Raw genomic sequence first — 17,561 nt, forward strand, 5'->3', positions numbered from 1 at the left:
CGACGGGGTCTTTCAAGATGTTATTTCTCATATATAGCGTTTGACAATAGTCGGAATAGATAATCGGTATGATCCCGGAATCCCGGCTCCAGTCCGATAAGTGTTACATCTTTATCTTTTTCCTGAACGATAACCGGCTGGCCTTGAGCTTTTCCATTATCTTTCCAGTGCCCTGCCAGGAAGAAGTCTGCAGAATTATCGTAGGAAGCTAGTATTCTATCATTGCCTGTACCCGTACCGCCATACCATGCTGGACGGTAGACGAAGCCGATATCGTTGGCTTTGTACCCGGCAGTGACGCCAGTTCCCTCATAGTCAACTGAAACAATTCCATTGCTGTTCGAGCTTCCAGTTGTAATTTCATCATCTGTAAGTCCAAGTGTTTTTGTTGCACGAGATGCTCCTGTTCCGATGGCGATATACTTACCGCCTTTTTCTACGAAACTCGCAACATTTGCTTTAAAGGCTGTGTATTGTGATGCATCCTGCAGACCGAATTCCTTGTTGGCAGCATTTAGATTAGTAGAAATTAAGTTCTCAGTACCATTGTAAACAAAGACGTCAAAAGGATTTAATCCTTGCTGGGAAACTTCCACTGGACTAACTTCTGTCACCTCAAAGCCCAAACGTTTTAGTGCAAGCTTTGTTCCTGAATGTGATTGTTGTTTATTCATGCCGCCATCTTTTAGAATAGCAACCTTAAGTTTAGTAAGTGAAACTGCACCAGCAGGAATAGACGACGTTTCTATGTTAAGACCTGACTTTATCACTTCTCCTTCAATCGCTTTGACAGGGCCTTGTACATAGAAGTTCCCTTGGGTGTCGCGCTTTACCGTAATACCCTTCTTTAGAAGGCTGTTTACGAGCTCGACTGCTTTAACTGAGCTGTTCGGAATCAGGAACGGCCCGTTACCTGTGATAGTACCAGCAGAATCTGCCTCTTTCACAGCCTGCCCCTTAACTGCTACTTCACTTTTTACAGGGAACGCTTCAAAGCCCCATAATTCCGGAAGGCTCCACGCTGAAATGTCATACATGGCAGGTGTATCATTGGTAATGTCCTCTCCATCCCAAAGCATTGTATTCGCAAGTCCTGCTTTTGCTTGATTCATTTGAACAATATATGTTCCCTCTGGATACGTTTTTCCTTCAGCAGTAAACGGTTTAGAAGCCTTAATAACTTCTATGTCATTTTTAAGAAGATGATTGACCGCTTTTTGGGTAACAGTAGGATCTTCTTCGTTAACCGGAAGTACATAGGCATGCGGGAAGAAACCTTCCTCATGGAACGGATGATCAAAATTAATTCCGCGTTTAAAGACTTCGATTTGATCGGTAATCATTTCATCCTTGTGTTCGGCGGAATATTTCAAAGCTCCCATGATGGCATCATACTGCCAGCGGACACCATCTAAATCATTTGTAGGTGCTTCCAATGTATGTCCGTAAGCTCCATGATACATTGCGTACATTGGTGTAAAGATTGGCGGATAATCATCCCATCCGGCCGAATCATCACGCTGAGGTATATATGCGCCGTCCATGCTTTGATAAAGGCTTCCCTTGTATTCCCCTTTATTTTTCAGGATTTCACTTTCCATAGCCTGAGCCTGGATGTAAGCCCATTTATTATACAAATCATATTCATAATTTGGATTGTGCGGAGGCGTACAAGGCTCAATCAGCCCCTGCTTATTAGGTGCATAGTTCTTTACATAGCCATGCGTATCTAAAAAGACCATGGGGTTCCATTCTTTTATCAGTTCTACCGTTTCCTGTGTTTCTGGCTGGGACTGTGTGATGAAATCGCGGTTTAAATCGATACCCTCACTGTTAAAGCGGGTCGCATTGATTCGGCCGTCCGGATTTTGCACGACATTAAAAATCAAAATGCTGCTGTCAAGAATCTTGGTAGTTTCAGTATCTTTTCCAGTAGCAAAACGTTCAATCAGCTGGAGAACAGCATCTGTCCCGACAAATTCAGTTCCGTGAATCGAACCGTTTATCATAACCGGAACTTTAAAGTCCGGATTTTTTTTAATCCAGTCCTGGGCTTTTTGAGGGTTTTTAAACATTTGTTTTCTTAAGGCCTTGTTGTGTCCGAACTTCCCTTGAGCTTTGGGATCGGCAATGGTCACTACATACAGAGGATTTCCGTCTGCTGACTTCCCTTTAATCTCTACCTTTACACGATTAGATTGCTTAGCAATCTCCTGAAGCTTCGACCCTATTTTTGAGAATTTCAGAAAGTCATAGTTTTCACTATTAAACTTTGAACCATCCTGCTCCTCGTATACATTTACATTCGTCCATTTTGGAGATCCGGCTAATGGGATTGTCCCAGGTACAGTTGTAAAAAGGCTGGCAGCAAGGATACCAGCGGTGATAGCTTTCTTATTCATCTTTTTTCCTCCTGAATTATATGTATAAATATTAGTATTTTTTCATAATAATACACTTTATCTATATGGACAATCATACTAATTACCTAACTAATATCTCTGAAAAACAGGGCCTAATGGTATAATAATTCAATAGATTCACGTATCCCGATAAACAGGATGAAGAGTCTTAAGGCAAATAATACTTGAGGAAATAGAGTGTGTAATCTGAAAGCTGATAGTAAATACCGCTATCAGTAATTTTATGATATAGATATCGCGATTCGAGTATGTAGTTTATTTATAGTTTAGCAGCATAGCAGAGGCAATCTTAACTCGTCCCCCCTTCTTAGTTAATTACACTTTTTGAAAATCATAGATATTCCCTCTAGTACCCAGAATTAACAAGATTAAACGTCTAAAAAACACACAATGTTCAAAACAGTAAAACAGAGTTTGTTTCTATAATCATGCTAAGCTTCTATCATCTTTTTTCCTTCAAATATCAATCCAGCCGAATGCCCCTCTTTTGCGTCATTCTGGGGTCAGCCCATTTTGTGATCCATGACTTTTCTATACTCATTTTTATTATGCAATCAATATCATACCTCTCATCAAACATCTTTAGTTTAGGCTTTACATGATCACCCTCTCTGCAAATTTCTACCCATCTAGGCAAAATCTCATTATCTTTCAGAACCTTATTGAATTGCTTATCAGGGTGACAGGCCATGTCGGGTCCAACACAAGTTCTTTCCCTTTAACCGTATCAAAAGGCTATCCCGCTCACCTTTGGTCATTCATCAGAAAAAGAACTCCTTATACTTCAATAGGATTTTTTGTCAGGAGCAACATAAAAAAATTAGTACAAATTAAAAAAGCAGCTTTTCCGCTGCTTTTTGGTCAAAATTTATACATTACTCGGTTACATGGATGAAGTTTTCTCTTTCTTCTTATAACCGCCTTGATAGACAAAGTAATTGTTGAAAACCTTATTCCATTTATCCTTTTCTTTTTTGTTTGTATACAGAAGTCCACCCAGTTTGATTGAATTTAATTTAAATTTCATTGGGATCAACTCTCTTCGCTTTTTATAGCATTATTACCCAATTTCCTTATCCTTTTACCCTTCTGAAAAAAATTTTTTATAACCCATGGATTTACAGAGGTAAAATGTTATCCTATGCCCTCTTTCCAAGAGTTTAAGCGGAAAATACGCGTGATCCTAATTTCTCATGCGCGATTTTCTAAAAATACCCGCGATTCCGTTTACCTCATGCGCGATTTTCTAAAAATACGCGCGATTCCGTCTATCCTATGCGCGATTTTCCAAAAATTATTCGCGATCCCTAGCCGATGGTAGACGCACCACGGCCATTTTTTAGACAATTGTAAAGTCCGGTTTGCTGCTGAGTTCCTGGTTCCTTGCACCTATTGCCTTCCGCCTGCTTTTTTATTTAGAACCTCGAAAGAATATGCCGATAGAACCAAATTTATCCATCTATTCCCCTATGCTTTGACTTAATTCATAAGTGGATGCTAACCTGTTTTTGAAAGCGATTTCACTAATAATAAGTAAGGAGGAACCAAGTAAAAAAAATGTTGGACAAATTCGAAGGAGGAAGGTTATGAAAAAATTATCTGCAGTTGTAAGTTCAATCGTATTAGCATCCACTCTCCTGCTTCCTGCCGCGGCAGGCGCCCATACTTCCAAAGATGACCACCTACGATATCCTAACTCAAAAAAGCTAAAAAATATAATTCTTAATAAAATGATCTCAAAGTTATCAGATGAAGAAAAGATTGGACAGCTTGTTATGCCTTCAACTCATGATGATTCAAATTCGATGCCAAATGAACAAACACGCGAACTGATTCAAAAGTACAAGGCTGGCTCGGTCATAGTATATGGCGAGAGAAATGCAAGAAAGACGGCTGGGTACAATAACCAGCTGTAAAAATGGGCAGCTGCGGCCAAGCCTCACATCCCCCTATTTGTATCAGCAGACCTTGAGTATGGGACAGCTCAGCATGTTACGGACGGCACGATTTTTCCAAGACAGATGGGAATCGGCGCCACAAGAAATCTTAAAGCTGCTGAAGAAGTTGCCAAAATCACGGCTATAGAATCAAGAGCTACCGGGTTCAACTGGAATTATTCGCCCCTCGCCGACGTCAACACAAACCCTGCAAATCCTGTAATTGGAGTCCGGTCCTTTGGCGAAAATACAGACCTTGTCTCTCAAATGACTGTAGCTCAAATCAAGGGATACCAGAAGAATGGAGTAATCGCCACAGCCAAGCATTTCCCGGGCCACGGAGATACCAGCGTTGATTCCCACCTTGGACTTGCAGCCGTTACTTATGACCGAAAAACTCTTGAAGAAGTGCATCTTCCGCCATTTAAGGCAGCAATCGCTGCTGGTGTAGATTCTATTATGACCGCTCATGTTATTATCAATGCCATTGACCCTGAGCTCCCAGCTACTCTTTCGAAAAAGGTTCTTACCGGACTTCTACGTGAAGAAATGGGCTTTAAAGGATTAATCGTTACAGATGCAATGAGTATGCATGCCATCTCGGAAGAATGGGGATCAGGTCCTGCAGCTGTGATGGCTGTAAATGCTGGCGCTGATATCGTCATGGCAACTGGCACACTACCAGAACAGCTTGAAACATTTGATGCTTTAAACAAGGCTCTAAAATCTGGACAGCTATCTGAAAAACGGGTAGACGAATCGTTAAAACGCATATTTGATGCCAAGCTATTTAAATATAAGCTCTTTAAAGACCGATATACGAACCCTGACAAAGCAGCAAAAATCGTTAGTACACCTGCATACAAGCAGACTGCTGCTGAAGTCGCCAGAAATTCCATTACTCTTTTAAAAAATAACAAAGTGCTGCCATTTAATGCTTCAGACAACAAAACTACTCTTGTAGTCGGGCCGAAGATTTATGGCTCTACTTCCTATATTGAAGACATAGCAAAAGCCGCTGATGATAAATCGGCTGGTTCGATAACAAGTTTCGTCACAGCAACAGATTCAACAGATACTGAAATTGGCCAAGCCCTTCAGCTTGCTTCCAAAGCAGATCGAATTATTGTTCCAACTTTCTCTGCCAGCGGACTGCCAGCTGGCCAGGCAAAACTGGTCAAAGCGCTTCAGCAAAGCGGTAAACCAGTAGTGGCTGTTTCCCTGGGCCTGCCTTATGACATACAGAGCTACCCTGAGGTTGGAGCCTATATCGCTTCTTATGCGGTGGAAAGATGGGGTTCTCCTGTACCTACTTCATGGAATGCGGCTGTAGAAGTCATCTTCGGTACACAGCCTGGCGGAAAACTGCCGGTTAGCATAGAAGGACTTTACAAATATGGATACGGGCTTTCTTATTAAGTAAACAAACTATAAAACGAAACCATTGCTCTTATTTCAGGAGCAATGGTTTTTATCGTTTGCAGGACTCTTATTTAAGAAGTAATTTCAATTTTTTCTGTTGCTTATTTTTATTTAAAAAAGCCTGGCATTCATTGATACCAGGCTTAAACTTATTAACATATAGAGTCTGTCGGCTTAGGGTTTTTCAATCCAAAGAGAGGCCGAATGAATAGAGCCAGGAAAGTACCAAGCATCGCCATAACCATCCAAACCCAGCCATGAAGACTAAAAGATGCAATACCGCCGAAATAAGCACCAATGTTACAGCCGAATGCTAATCGGGCTCCATACCCCATCATAATTCCGCCTACGATCGCTGCTCCAGCTACACCAGGCTTAATTTTGCCAGGCTTGAAAGTTCCTTGAGAAGCAGCTGAGATAAAGGCACCTAAGATAATTCCAAAATTCATGACACTTGTGGAATCAGCTAAAACGGTCTGAGTAAGTGCAGCTCCATTTGAGCCTGTAAAATAACTCCAGCTGGAAACATCTATTCCAGCTGCCATGAGGGCCTTTCCTCCCCAAAGGGCGAATGCTGATGTGATGCCCCATGGATTTCCCCTGATTGTAAGAGTTAAGGCGTTTAATACCGCTAATACAATCGCTGCTGCAAAAAGCGGCCAGGATCCGCGGATGATCTTCTTCCACCCTGTTATGGTCGGAAGCGGCTTCATCATTGGCGGGTTCTTCTTTTTAGCAATCAAAAGCGTTATCCAATAAATAACGGCAAACAAGACCATTTGGACGGCCCATGCACCAAAATAGCCCAGGCCCGTTGATTCTGCCAGGGAAATCGGAGGCAGTGAAGGCGTATCCTCCATCCAAAATTTAAAGTGATAAGCTCCTAATGTAGATCCTCCTATAAAGGAAACAAGGGTTAAAATCATGGATGAGGAACCGCCGCCTATAGAATATAAGGTTCCAGACGCACAGCCATTACCCAGCTGCATTCCGATTCCAAAGATGAATGCACCAAACAATACACTCATACCTACAGGGGATACATATCCCTTTGGAGTTATGCCTGAAAAGCTAAAGCCGGTGCTTAAAATAACCGCGAATAATGTTGAAGCAATAGCAAGCATAAGCATATGCGCTTGAAGGCCCTGAACATTCCCTACCGACATAAGTCGTCGGAATGCAGATGTAAACCCAAATCGAGCATGAAGCAAAGTTGCTCCAAGTGCCAAACCTATGATAAACAGGACACCCTGTGTTACGTTCGATACGTTAATAATTACGCTAAATAATAATATGGCTGCAAGGGCGCCGATGATGACTAAAGGCTTTTGTACAGGACTCAGATCGGCCACTATAGTCGTAGCTTTTTTGGTTGATACGACGGATGTATTTAATGAAGGCTGCGCCAAAAGATTCACTCCTATTCATATAAAATTAGTCGGATTAATTTTAAACCAGTTCATACTATAACATAGATTATTAAATATAGAAAATAAAAAAACTGATTCCTTCGAAAAGAGGAACCAGTTACGGCTGCTATTTTAAGATTTTGATTCTAACACTTTAATAAACTCTCTCATATAATCCGGAAGATCTGGCGGCCGGCGGCTTGACACCAGATGCCCGTCTGTAACGACCGGCTCATCAATCCAGACCGCCCCGGCATTTTCCATGTCGTCTTTAATCCCCGGCGTGCTTGTCACTTTTTTGCCTTGTAAAATTTTAGCTGACACTAAAACCCATCCTGCATGACAGATTTGGCCGATCGGCTTACGGCTTTTCTCCATTTCCTGGACAAGGGCAATTACTTCTGGAAAACGCCTGATTTTATCAGGAGCCCATCCACCTGGTACCAGAATCGCATCATATTCTTCCGCGTTAATATCGCTGTAAGCATAATCTGATACGGCTGGAACTCCATATTTGCCGATATACTTTTCATTTGCTTTTTCCCCTGCAAGATCAACGATGGCCCCCTCTTCTTTCAGCCTTAAAATTGGATACCACAGCTCGAGGTCTTCAAATTCGTGATGCACTAGACTAATCACTTTCTTTCCTTTTAAACGCATCGGTTCTTCCTCCAGTCACATTCAGTTTTTGGTTCTTATTCGAAATTTCTCTCATATCTATTATACATTGAAAGAATGAGCAGCTCGAAAAAACTGCCCTGAGTTTATCCATTTGTTTTTTTCCAGCGGCAGGAAAAATGTGGATTAAACTAGAATTTAATAAAGACTCCACCTTGAAAAAAAGCTTCAATTTTTTTATTTATAATTATTATAAATAAATATTGATTTTTAATTGAAAGGTGTTATCATTTAATTATAGCAATAAAATAAAGTTTAAAAGGTGGGGATTTATTTGAGTACAAATAATAGACTTACAACCAGCTGGGGTGCTCCAGTCGGCGACAACCAAAACTCTCAGACTGCAGGCCACAGAGGTCCTACATTAATCCAAGATGTACATCTTCTCGAGAAGCTAGCTCATTTTAATAGAGAACGTGTTCCTGAACGTGTAGTTCATGCGAAAGGCGCAGGCGCGCACGGTTATTTTGAAGTAACACAAGATCTATCTAAATATACAAAAGCAAAAGTATTCAACGGAGTTGGCAAACGCACTCCTTTATTTATCCGTTTTTCAACAGTTGCCGGCGAGCTTGGTTCTGCTGATACGGTCCGTGATCCACGAGGATTTGCTGTTAAATTTTACACAGAAGACGGCAATTACGATATCGTTGGTAATAATACACCCGTTTTCTTTATTCGAGATGCGATTAAATTCCCTGATTTCATACATACGCAAAAGAGAGATCCAAAAACTCATCTTAAAAACCCGACAGCCGTTTGGGATTTCTGGTCGCATTCTCCCGAGTCTCTTCATCAGGTTTCAATCTTGATGTCCGACCGCGGCATTCCTGCTACTCTCCGTCACATGCACGGGTTCGGCAGCCATACCTTCAAATGGGTGAATGAACAAGGAGAAGGCGCTTGGATTAAATATCATTTCAAAACCGAACAAGGCGTTAAGAACCTTGATGTGGATCTTGCTGCACAGATTGCCGGCGAAAATCCTGATTATCACACGGAAGATCTTTTCAATGCGATTGAAGCTGGAGACTTCCCTGCTTGGAAGCTTTATGTTCAAATTATGCCGTTAGAAGATGCAAATACGTACCGTTTCGATCCATTTGATGTAACAAAAGTATGGTCTCAAAAAGACTACCCATTAATGGAAGTCGGCCGAATGGTACTAGACAGAAACCCTGAAAACTATTTTGCTGAAGTAGAGCAGGCCACGTTCTCTCCTGGTACTCTAGTTCCTGGTGTAGATGTATCCCCTGATAAAATGCTTCAAGGCCGTTTGTTTGCATACTCTGATGCACACCGCTACCGTGTTGGCGCTAACCATAACGCCCTTCCAATCAACCGACCAAAAACCGAAGTCAATAATTATCAGCGTGATGGACAAATGAGATTCGATAACAATGGCGGAGGTTCCGTATATTATGAACCAAACAGCTTTGGAGGCCCGACTGAAACTCCTGAAAACAAACCAGCTCCATTCGCTGTATCCGGTGTGGCTGACAGTGCAGCTTATGATCATAATGACCATTACACTCAAGCTGGTGACTTATACCGCTTATTGAGCGAAGAAGAACGCACCCGTCTTGTAAATAACATTGTGAACGCAATGAAGCCAGTTGCTTTGGAAGAAATTAAGATTAGACAAATTCAGCACTTCTTAAAGGCTGATCCTGAATACGGAGCTCGAATTGCCCAAGGCCTTGGAATTTCTATCGAACTAAACGTGTAATATTTTCCTTCATTCTCAATTTCAAAACTTATTCTCAATTAAAAAAGGTTTCCAGACATTGTCGGATACCTTTTTTGTTAGGCTCTATAATATTTGTTGGGGTCGAGGGAAAATTTGTGGCATAAAAAAACACGCAAACTTCCATTTCTTTTATACTTGAATTGTCGAGAAACAAGTAAAGGAATGAAGTTGCGTGCAAATGAATTTTATCATGAATATTCCGGGATTAAAAGGGGTTATACCAACTAGATTTGAAGATGTGGGAGGAGTAATCCGGATTTATGCAGAGATAGAACGGAAGGTACAAAGATGCCCTGTTTGTCAAAATAGAACAAGCAGTGTGCACGATTATCGTATTCAAAAAATACATCACCTCAAGTGGTTCGAAAGGCAGACCCAGATCTTTTACAAACGAAGACGTTATGCGTGCAGCTGCGGCAAAAGATTTTCTGAGAAGAATCCGATTGTTCAGCGCTACCAACGTACTTCCATTGAATGGAATCAGGCTATCTTGATTCGGGCTGTAAAAGGAAAGACCTTTAAGGAAACAGGTGAAAACTATGGCGTATCAGCTACCACGATTGTTCGTCGGTTTGACCAGTTGGCACTCAGTGAAATTCGACCTGTGGAAGACTTACCTTCGGTCATTGCCATAGATGAGTACAAAGGGGACACGCGCGAAGGAAAGTATCAGCTGATCATTGCGGACGCTGTTACTCGAAAACCGATTGACATTCTTCCTAATCGTTATAAAAAGACGATTAAGCACTATTTGCAAAAACATGGCAGCCAGGTACAGATGGTCGTCATGGATATGAGCCAGTCCTTCAAGGCAGCTGTCCAGTCCGCGCTAGGACGTCCGGTTATCATTGCCGACCGTTTTCACTTCTGCCGATATATCCATTAGGCACTTGATGGAGTAAGAAGACGGTGCCAGCAGTCATTTCACGATTATGATCGTAAGAAATGTAAACGGATGAAGCACGTATTCCATAAATCTAGTACAAAGCTTAACGAAAAGGAACGATGGCATTTACAGCGTTATTTGGAGATGTCTAAAGAGCTCAGAAGAGCCTATGAATTAAAAGAAGCTTATCAGGCATGGTTTTCACATGCCAAGGAAAAAGGGACCCAAATGAGAGAAGTAAAAGAGGAATTACACGAATTTTATGAACTGGTAAGAAGATCAGAAATTCCTGAAATGAATAAGGCGATAAAAACCTTGCAAAACTGGCAGACTGAAATCTTAAACAGCTTTATTTATTCCTATTCCAATGGTTTTTTAGAAGGTATAAATAATTCAACTAAGGTGCTGAAACGGAATGCCTTTGGTTTTAGAAGTTTCGACCGTTTTAGGGCTAAAATCTTATTAACACATCAGTATAAAGGAATTGGAGTTCACATTGGATAGGGGTGACGACTCAAGTCATCACCCCAACATTTGATGGAGAACCTTTTGTTATTACTTATTTTCCCATTCTTCGGCCAGCATCCCATATAAGATATGGTCTACATAATGATCATACAGCCATTCTGCCTGCCGAATTTTCCCCTCTTCAGTAAAACCTAGCCTCTTAGGGATTGCCTTGCTTTTTAAATTACCTTCTGCCACTCTAATTTCAATTCGGTTTAATCCTGCAGTTTTGAAGCCGTAATTCGTTAACGCACGGCAAGCTTTGGTCATAATTCCTTTGCCCTGGAATCCTTCTCCGAGCCAGTAGCCTATTATACCGATTTTGTGAAATTTATTAATTTCATTAAAACCGATTGTACCTGCAATCGCATCTTTATAAGTAATAGCCGCTGATTTCGGATACCCTCCTGTATCAACAAGTGCTTTGAGCGTTTCATTAATGAAAGCAGCTGAGTCCTCTACCCGCTGTGTAAAATCCAGCCATCCGAGCCATTCTCTCAGATATTCTCTAGAGTTCATAACTAATTGAAATAACTCATCCGCATCTCTATCATTAAATAAACGTATGGAAACATCCCTGTCTATATTAAGCTGAAACAATGATTCCCGCCCCCTTATCCATTATTTTCACTCCACTAGTTTACTCATTCTTCCAATTCAATACAACCGGGGATGGAAGGCTTTTAGTCTGATTGGAATGGCTGAATAAAAAATCTTCGTTACATTTATTAATAGCATACGAATAATACAAATAAATAGAACATTGGGTACCAATAACTGTTCTTAAACTAAACTGCATTAATTTAAAGGACATTTCTTTAATAATCACAATTCACCTTCCCAATATTCAATAGAAGGCAGGAATAGCCTCATAATTAGTAATCCATGTAACAACCCAAATAGCAAGCTGACAAATAGCAATTGTCACGCTGTTATTTCGTATGATAGTCGCTATCGCTTTTTATAAGATAAATAAAAGACCAAATCAGTATGCGATTTGGTCTGCTGAAAAATATAGGTTCTTCACAGAAATGGAACGACTTAATATCCCAGGCTGTGATTGTTCCTACTGTTTCGTATGTTCATTAGATTCTCTTGTTGGATTTTCAGGCTTATCTTCATCAAAGGCGGATATATCGTAGCCTTCGGGCAGCTGGGCGCGTTCGGTCATGGTTCCTAAAGTCTGTTGATAGGAAACGGGTCTTTTTTCATTACGCATCATTCTAACTCACCTCATGGTTAGGTTGCCCTAAAAAACATCCGCTATTAGACTGATCTGCTATTTTTTTGCCTTATGGACCTTCAGCTGCTTTCCTTTTATTGTTGTATGCTTCATGGCCTGCAATACGAGAGGTCCTTTTCCGTTCAGGATATCTACATATGTTACGTTGTCCTGTATGGTTATTATGCCGATATCCTCTGCATTAATTCCATTGATTTTGGCGATTGTACCAACAAAATCGATCGCTCGGAGCTTCTTTTTCTTACCTCCATTGAAGTAGAGCTTCATGATTTCTTTATTTAACTGTTCACTTTTATCTCGTTTGACCGCAGGCCGGGAATGAATTTTTTCTTCAAACGCAGCCTTCCCGTTATTCACTTCCTCTTGTGAGGGAGGAAGTTTTTTTGTTATATGAAATCCAATATACTCTTCTATTTCTGACAGGTACTTCTGTTCATAAGGAGTTATAAATGTGATAGCTTTTCCGGTTTTACCGGCACGCCCGGTTCTGCCCGTCCGATGAACATAGCTCTCTTTTTCCATAGGAAGATCGTAATTGATGACATGTGAGATATTTTCCACATCGATCCCTCTTGCAGCTACATCTGTAGCAACCAGGTAACGGAACAGCCCGCGTTTAAAATCATCCATTACTGCGAATCGATCTTCCTGTATCATTCCTCCATGAATTTTATCGGAAGGATAATGGGCTTGGTCCAGCTGCTTGAAAACCTGATCGACATTCTCCTGAGTCCTGCAGAAAATGATACAGCTGTCAGGATTTTCAACGATCGTAACATTCTTAAGCAGAGAAATTTTTTCTTCCTCTATTACTTCTATTATGGAATGCTCTATTTTATCTGTAGTTACACCGCTGGCTTTTATCTCGATCTGAACAGGATTCTGCATATACTTATGGCTTAAATTCTCGACATCTTCCGGAAGTGTAGCGGAAAAAAGCATGGTCACTCTCTTAGTCGGCAGCTCATGAATAATGGCTTCTACCTGATCGATAAAACCCATATTAAGCATTTCATCTGCTTCGTCAATAACAAGATACTTAATTTGTTCAAGAGTAAGCGTCCCTTTCTGGATATGATCAAGCACCCTCCCTGGGGTACCTACCACTACATGTGTTTTTTGCTTTAACTCAAGCTTCTGTCTCTCAAAAGGAGATTTACCGTATACAGCCGCTGCTTTAATTCTTTTAAATCTTCCTATATTGGTTATATCTTCTCTCACCTGTGCTGCCAGTTCACGTGTTGGTGTAAGCACCAGCGCCTGCGGTTTGTTTTCTTCCCATCGGATCAGTTCGCAAATAGGAATACCAAAGGATGCCGTTTTGCCGCTTCCTGTCTGGGACTTCACCACAAGATCCTTATCTTCCAGCGCGACAGGAATGACTTTACGCTGAACCTCTGTTGGATTCTCATAGTTGAGATCCATGAGAGCTCTTTGAATCTCATCACTTAGGTTAAATTCGCTAAAACTGCTTTTATTCATGTTATACCCTCATTCTATATATAAAATTTTCTATTATACACCGTTAGCATCCTCAAGTATTATACCCTTTTTTTCACAATAAAAAAGGCAGCCTATCCCTAAGTCTGCCTTTGTACCCATTATCCAGCATATATTTAGGAACATGCATCTTTCCCCATTCAAAGCTTTCCCAGATAATCATATTATTTAGTGAGTTCTGATAATGAATATTTCATAATTTTTAAAGTCCCGCATAAATCACTGAAATCCTGCAAAACTCCACGCCCACCTGATTTACCCACATAAAAAGGAGAGCAGCTTCTGCTCTCCTAATACTTATTCTTTACTATTCGGTACCGCACAAGATCCGTCAGTGCAACTAGCTTTCAAGCTTGAGTTTCCTGATAAATCCTGTAATTTAGGGGCCGGGTTTTCTTCGAGCCATACCTTTTGTATAGCATTAACAAAAGTTTCTATTGGCTGTGCACCTGATATCGCATATTTTTGGTTGATAACGAAAAAAGGTACCCCGGTTACGCCGTATTGCTGTGCAATTGCTTCGTCAATCCGGACGTCATTTGAGTAGGCATTCTTGTCTTCCAGAACCTGCATTGTCTCGTGCCGGTCTAAGCCTGCTGATGAGGCTAGATCCGCAAGTACTTCCAAATTGCCAAGGTCCTTAGACTCAGTAAAGTATGCATATAGAAGTTTTTCTGTAATTTGTGCTTCTTTCCCCTGTGTTTTTGCAAATTTAGCAAGGCGGTGTGCATCAAATGTATTCGTTGGCTTCATATCATCAAAGTTAAAAGCCAGTCCTACACTTGCAGCCTGCTGGCCTACGCCCTCATTGGCGTTTCTCGCTTGTTCAATAGTCATTCCATACTTTTCTGCCAGTGCCTGATGAATATTTTTGCCGGCAAATTTTTCTGCATTGGGATCAAGTTCAAAGCTTTTGAATTCTACCTCAACCTTATCTTTATTAGGAAACTGGGCAAGTGCCTCTTCCAGCCGGCGCTTTCCAATATAACAAAACGGACAAACAAAATCGGACCAAACCTCAATCTTCATATCTACACCTCATTTTTTCTTCGTTAACTTATAGTAGCACATAGCAGGCTAAAATCATTCCTACCTGCTCAGATGAATACGTAGCAGTTTAGAAAAGAGATGACGGACATATGCGGGACTTTTTTCGTGGGTGGCAATGTTTACTAACCCTGATAAAAGAACAACAGCCTAGAGCTAATTTGAAGATACATTGAAACATCTCTTTAAAATTTTTATGGACCATCAGTTTGTCAAAATGATCTTTTTTCCTAAAGCAGATAAGGCCCTGTAAATTCTTTAAAGGTCTAGTTTCGTTATCAAAGTAGTTTTATCTAGCAGCTTCCATCATAAGATTAAAAAGAGAATCAAATTTGAAGGAGGATAGTTATGAAAGCAATTGTATGCACAAAATATGGATCTCCCGATGTTTTAGAACTCAAAGATGTAGAAAAACCTACTCCTAAAGACAATGAAATACTCGTAAAAGTTCATGCGACTACAGTAGCTTCAGGAGACTTAAGAGTTAGGAGTTTCAATAGCCCTTTCTTGTTATGGATTCCCATGCGAATCTTCTTGGGGCTTAGGAAACCGAGAAAATCAATACTTGGCGTGGAGTTAGCCGGGGAAATAGAGGAAATAGGAAAAAATGTAAAAAAATTTAAAAAAGGCGACCAAATTTTCGCTATGACTGGAATGAATTTCGGGGCTTATGCCGAGTATACCTGTTTGCCTGAAAACGGTGCACAAGCAATAAAACCTGCCAATCTGACTTATGAAGAAGCCGCTGCCGTTTCTTTTGGTGGAACTTCAGCACTGCATTTTCTTAGAAAAGGAAAAATTAAAAGTGGGCAAAAAGTTCTTATCTATGGAGCATCCGGTGCGGTAGGGACTTCTGCGGTACAGCTTGCCAAGTACTTTGGGACAGAAGTCACCGGGGTATGCAGCGCAGCAAACTTTGATTTAGTGAAATCGCTGGGAGCCGATCAGGTAATTGATTATACGAAAGAGGATTTTACGAAAAGAGAAGATCGTTATGATATCATTTTTGATGCAGTTGGGAAAAGCTCGAAAACAAATTGCAAGAAAGCACTTACGTCAAACGGGACATACATCTCAGTTGAAGGGCAAGGAATTGCAAAGGTACGTATGGAAGATTTAATTTTCCTAAAAGAGCTTCTTGAGACGGGAAAAATTAAATCGGTAATAGATAAACGCTATCCGCTTGAAGAAATTCCCGAGGCTCATAAATATGTAGAAAAAGGACACAAAAAGGGAAATGTAGTTATAACTTTGGGTCACGATGAAACAACTTAACAAAAAAGCGGAGAAAAGTGCTTTTCAGTAGAATAATTTTTTACTGCATTATGATGAAGAAATTTACCTTTGAAACAACCTGAAATGTATAACAGATGATTCTCGCAGCATTATACAATCATCAGCAAAAAAGGTATAACCTCTTCACTAATGAAGGATTATACCTTTTTGCTTAAAATTCAGTGACCTCCTCTAAAGGAGCCGTCACGCTATTACTTGTACAGAAGGTACTTATTCCTAACATCCATAAAATCTTCCAAGCCAATCTCCCATTCAGCTTTCATTTGATTAACAGATTTGCCTTCTTCAATTCCTTGTCTGATGGAACCATTTCCTACAAGATTGTCAAAGAATGAAATTCCGTTAGACGAAGGAGTTCTGAAAGCAAATTTGTCCGGGTACATATCGTGGATAGCTTTGACGATATGAAGTCCTGTTTCAAATGGTTTGTAATATTCCCTGTCTGTTACATGGATTTGAATACCATGAGAAAGGACATTTACATGCTTAGAAAAAGTCGGAATAAAGGATGCTGACCTGAATTGAACTCCAGGAAGATCTAATGAATTTAACTTCGCAGCCAGATCGTCACCATTGATGAACGGAGCTCCGATTAATTCAAATGGTTTTGTTGTTCCTCTTCCTTCAGAGACATTTGTTCCCTCAATTAAGGCCGCGCCTGGGTATACCAATGCCGTTTCAAGTGTCGGCATGTTTGGAGAAGGAAGGACCCACTCAAGAGGAGTGTTATCATAGTACATATCCCGCTTCCAGCCTTCCATTTTTACAACTGTCAGGTCGGCCCCGATGTTAAATTCTTTATTGAATAACAGAGCCAGTTCACCGACGGTCATTCCGTGTCTTACTGGGATAGCATACTCCCCGATAAAGGAAGAATATTTATCTTCCAATACAGGGCCTTCCACTTTTTCGCCGCCTTGTGGATTTGGACGATCCAGTACAATAATTTGTTTTTTATTTTCTTTCGCCGCTTCCATCGCTAATGCCATTGTATAGATGTAAGTGTAAAAACGGGTACCGACGTCCTGGATGTCGAATAAGAGAACATCAACGTTTTCTAACATTTCAGGAGTAGGCTTTTTTGTTTTTCCATACAGGCTGTATACTGGAAGCCCAGTTTTTTCATCTGTATAATATTCGACATATTGTCCTGCCTGGGCACTTCCCCGGACTCCGTGCTCAGGGCCATATAATGCTGTTAAATTTACATCGGGATGTTTCGATAGTAAATCTACAATACTGTTAACCTGCTGATCCACCCCGGTTGGATTTGTAATTAAGCCCACCCGCTTGCCTTTAAGCAGGTCGATTTTATCCTGAAGGAGAACATCCACACCAAGACGGAACTTGGAGTGCTTTTTATTTTTATCATACTTATTGTCATTATCGGCGATTGCGGCAGTAAAGACTGAAAACATGAGCAGGAGTGTTATAATGCTGACTAGCCATTTTTTCACTTAATA

The 17,561-nt window shown here is 40.7% G+C and carries 13 protein-coding genes and 1 pseudogene; 5 read left to right on the forward strand and 9 right to left on the reverse strand.

Annotation, left to right across the window (positions count from 1 at the left end; translation table 11 throughout):
• Positions 1–20 precede the first annotated feature (20 nt).
• Positions 21–2,402 carry a M14 family zinc carboxypeptidase gene (locus JOC77_RS07250; RefSeq protein ID WP_204540900.1) on the reverse strand — a complete coding sequence of 794 codons (2,382 nt, stop codon included), beginning with the start codon at positions 2,400–2,402 and terminating at the stop codon, positions 21–23.
• 904 nt (positions 2,403–3,306) lie between these two features.
• Positions 3,307–3,450, reverse strand: coding sequence for a hypothetical protein (locus tag JOC77_RS07255; protein ID WP_204540903.1), 144 nt, complete (start codon positions 3,448–3,450; stop codon positions 3,307–3,309).
• A 559-nt stretch (positions 3,451–4,009) separates the two neighbouring features.
• On the opposite strand from JOC77_RS07255, the gene JOC77_RS07260 reads away from it, so the two are divergent.
• The gene (locus JOC77_RS07260) at positions 4,010–4,339 is read left to right on the forward strand and encodes a hypothetical protein (protein WP_204540906.1); all 330 of its coding nucleotides are present in this window, start codon (positions 4,010–4,012) and stop codon (positions 4,337–4,339) included.
• A gap of 27 nt (positions 4,340–4,366) precedes the next feature.
• On the forward strand, positions 4,367–5,779 hold the full coding sequence (locus JOC77_RS21580) for a glycoside hydrolase family 3 protein (protein ID WP_338047200.1): 1,413 nt from the start codon (positions 4,367–4,369) through the stop codon (positions 5,777–5,779).
• Positions 5,780–5,934: 155 nt separating this feature from the next.
• On the opposite strand, the gene JOC77_RS07270 is transcribed toward JOC77_RS21580, so the two are convergent.
• Both JOC77_RS07270 and JOC77_RS07275 read right to left on the reverse strand, forming a co-directional pair.
• On the reverse strand, positions 5,935–7,191 hold the full coding sequence (locus JOC77_RS07270; protein WP_204540912.1) for a YeeE/YedE family protein: 1,257 nt from the start codon (positions 7,189–7,191) through the stop codon (positions 5,935–5,937).
• 132 nt (positions 7,192–7,323) lie between these two features.
• Positions 7,324–7,851 carry a type 1 glutamine amidotransferase domain-containing protein gene (locus JOC77_RS07275; protein ID WP_204540915.1) on the reverse strand — a complete coding sequence of 176 codons (528 nt, stop codon included), beginning with the start codon at positions 7,849–7,851 and terminating at the stop codon, positions 7,324–7,326.
• Between the two features lie 292 nt (positions 7,852–8,143).
• On the opposite strand from JOC77_RS07275, the gene katA reads away from it, so the two are divergent.
• Both katA and JOC77_RS07285 read left to right on the forward strand, forming a co-directional pair.
• A complete protein-coding gene (katA, locus tag JOC77_RS07280; RefSeq protein WP_204540918.1) occupies positions 8,144–9,598 on the forward strand; it encodes a catalase in 1,455 nt (484 codons plus the stop codon).
• A 199-nt stretch (positions 9,599–9,797) separates the two neighbouring features.
• A pseudogene (locus JOC77_RS07285) lies at positions 9,798–11,009 on the forward strand (ISL3 family transposase).
• 51 nt (positions 11,010–11,060) lie between these two features.
• Here the strand turns inward: JOC77_RS07285 and JOC77_RS07290 are convergent.
• The 4 genes from JOC77_RS07290 to JOC77_RS07305 all read right to left on the reverse strand — a co-directional run bounded on the left by JOC77_RS07290 (position 11,061) and on the right by JOC77_RS07305 (position 14,784).
• Positions 11,061–11,612 (reverse strand): GNAT family N-acetyltransferase, encoded by a 552-nt coding sequence (locus JOC77_RS07290; protein ID WP_204540921.1) that lies wholly within the window; start codon positions 11,610–11,612, stop codon positions 11,061–11,063.
• Positions 11,613–12,078: 466 nt separating this feature from the next.
• Complete coding sequence (locus JOC77_RS07295) at positions 12,079–12,234, reverse strand: hypothetical protein (protein WP_204540924.1); 156 nt, start codon at positions 12,232–12,234, stop codon at positions 12,079–12,081.
• 57 nt (positions 12,235–12,291) lie between these two features.
• The gene (locus tag JOC77_RS07300) at positions 12,292–13,737 is read right to left on the reverse strand and encodes a DEAD/DEAH box helicase (protein ID WP_204540927.1); all 1,446 of its coding nucleotides are present in this window, start codon (positions 13,735–13,737) and stop codon (positions 12,292–12,294) included.
• Positions 13,738–14,052: 315 nt separating this feature from the next.
• Positions 14,053–14,784 carry a DsbA family oxidoreductase gene (locus tag JOC77_RS07305; protein WP_204540930.1) on the reverse strand — a complete coding sequence of 244 codons (732 nt, stop codon included), beginning with the start codon at positions 14,782–14,784 and terminating at the stop codon, positions 14,053–14,055.
• 366 nt (positions 14,785–15,150) lie between these two features.
• On the opposite strand from JOC77_RS07305, the gene JOC77_RS07310 reads away from it, so the two are divergent.
• Positions 15,151–16,077 (forward strand): NAD(P)-dependent alcohol dehydrogenase, encoded by a 927-nt coding sequence (locus JOC77_RS07310; protein ID WP_204540933.1) that lies wholly within the window; start codon positions 15,151–15,153, stop codon positions 16,075–16,077.
• Positions 16,078–16,289: 212 nt separating this feature from the next.
• Here JOC77_RS07310 and JOC77_RS07315 read toward each other — a convergent pair whose 3' ends face one another.
• Positions 16,290–17,555, reverse strand: coding sequence for an exo-beta-N-acetylmuramidase NamZ family protein (locus tag JOC77_RS07315; RefSeq protein ID WP_338047196.1), 1,266 nt, complete (start codon positions 17,553–17,555; stop codon positions 16,290–16,292).
• Positions 17,556–17,561: the final 6 nt, after the last annotated feature.

Origin of the sequence: Peribacillus deserti (assembly GCF_016909175.1) — a bacterium.
In the GTDB taxonomy this organism is placed as follows: Bacteria; Bacillota; Bacilli; order Bacillales; family DSM-1321; genus Paraperibacillus; species Paraperibacillus deserti.

What these genes read in the sequence shown, in the direction of transcription:
- JOC77_RS07310 (WP_204540933.1), top strand. Translation starts at nt 15,151, where the DNA reads ATGAAAGCAATTGTATGCACAAAATATGGATCTCCCGATGTTTTAGAA.
- JOC77_RS07260 (WP_204540906.1), top strand. Translation starts at nt 4,010, where the DNA reads ATGAAAAAATTATCTGCAGTTGTAAGTTCAATCGTATTAGCATCCACT.
- JOC77_RS07295 (WP_204540924.1), bottom strand. Translation starts at nt 12,234, where the DNA reads ATGATGCGTAATGAAAAAAGACCCGTTTCCTATCAACAGACTTTAGGA.
- JOC77_RS07305 (WP_204540930.1), bottom strand. Translation starts at nt 14,784, where the DNA reads ATGAAGATTGAGGTTTGGTCCGATTTTGTTTGTCCGTTTTGTTATATT.
- JOC77_RS07255 (WP_204540903.1), bottom strand. Translation starts at nt 3,450, where the DNA reads ATGAAATTTAAATTAAATTCAATCAAACTGGGTGGACTTCTGTATACA.
- JOC77_RS07250 (WP_204540900.1), bottom strand. Translation starts at nt 2,402, where the DNA reads ATGAATAAGAAAGCTATCACCGCTGGTATCCTTGCTGCCAGCCTTTTT.
- JOC77_RS07275 (WP_204540915.1), bottom strand. Translation starts at nt 7,851, where the DNA reads ATGCGTTTAAAAGGAAAGAAAGTGATTAGTCTAGTGCATCACGAATTT.
- JOC77_RS07300 (WP_204540927.1), bottom strand. Translation starts at nt 13,737, where the DNA reads ATGAATAAAAGCAGTTTTAGCGAATTTAACCTAAGTGATGAGATTCAA.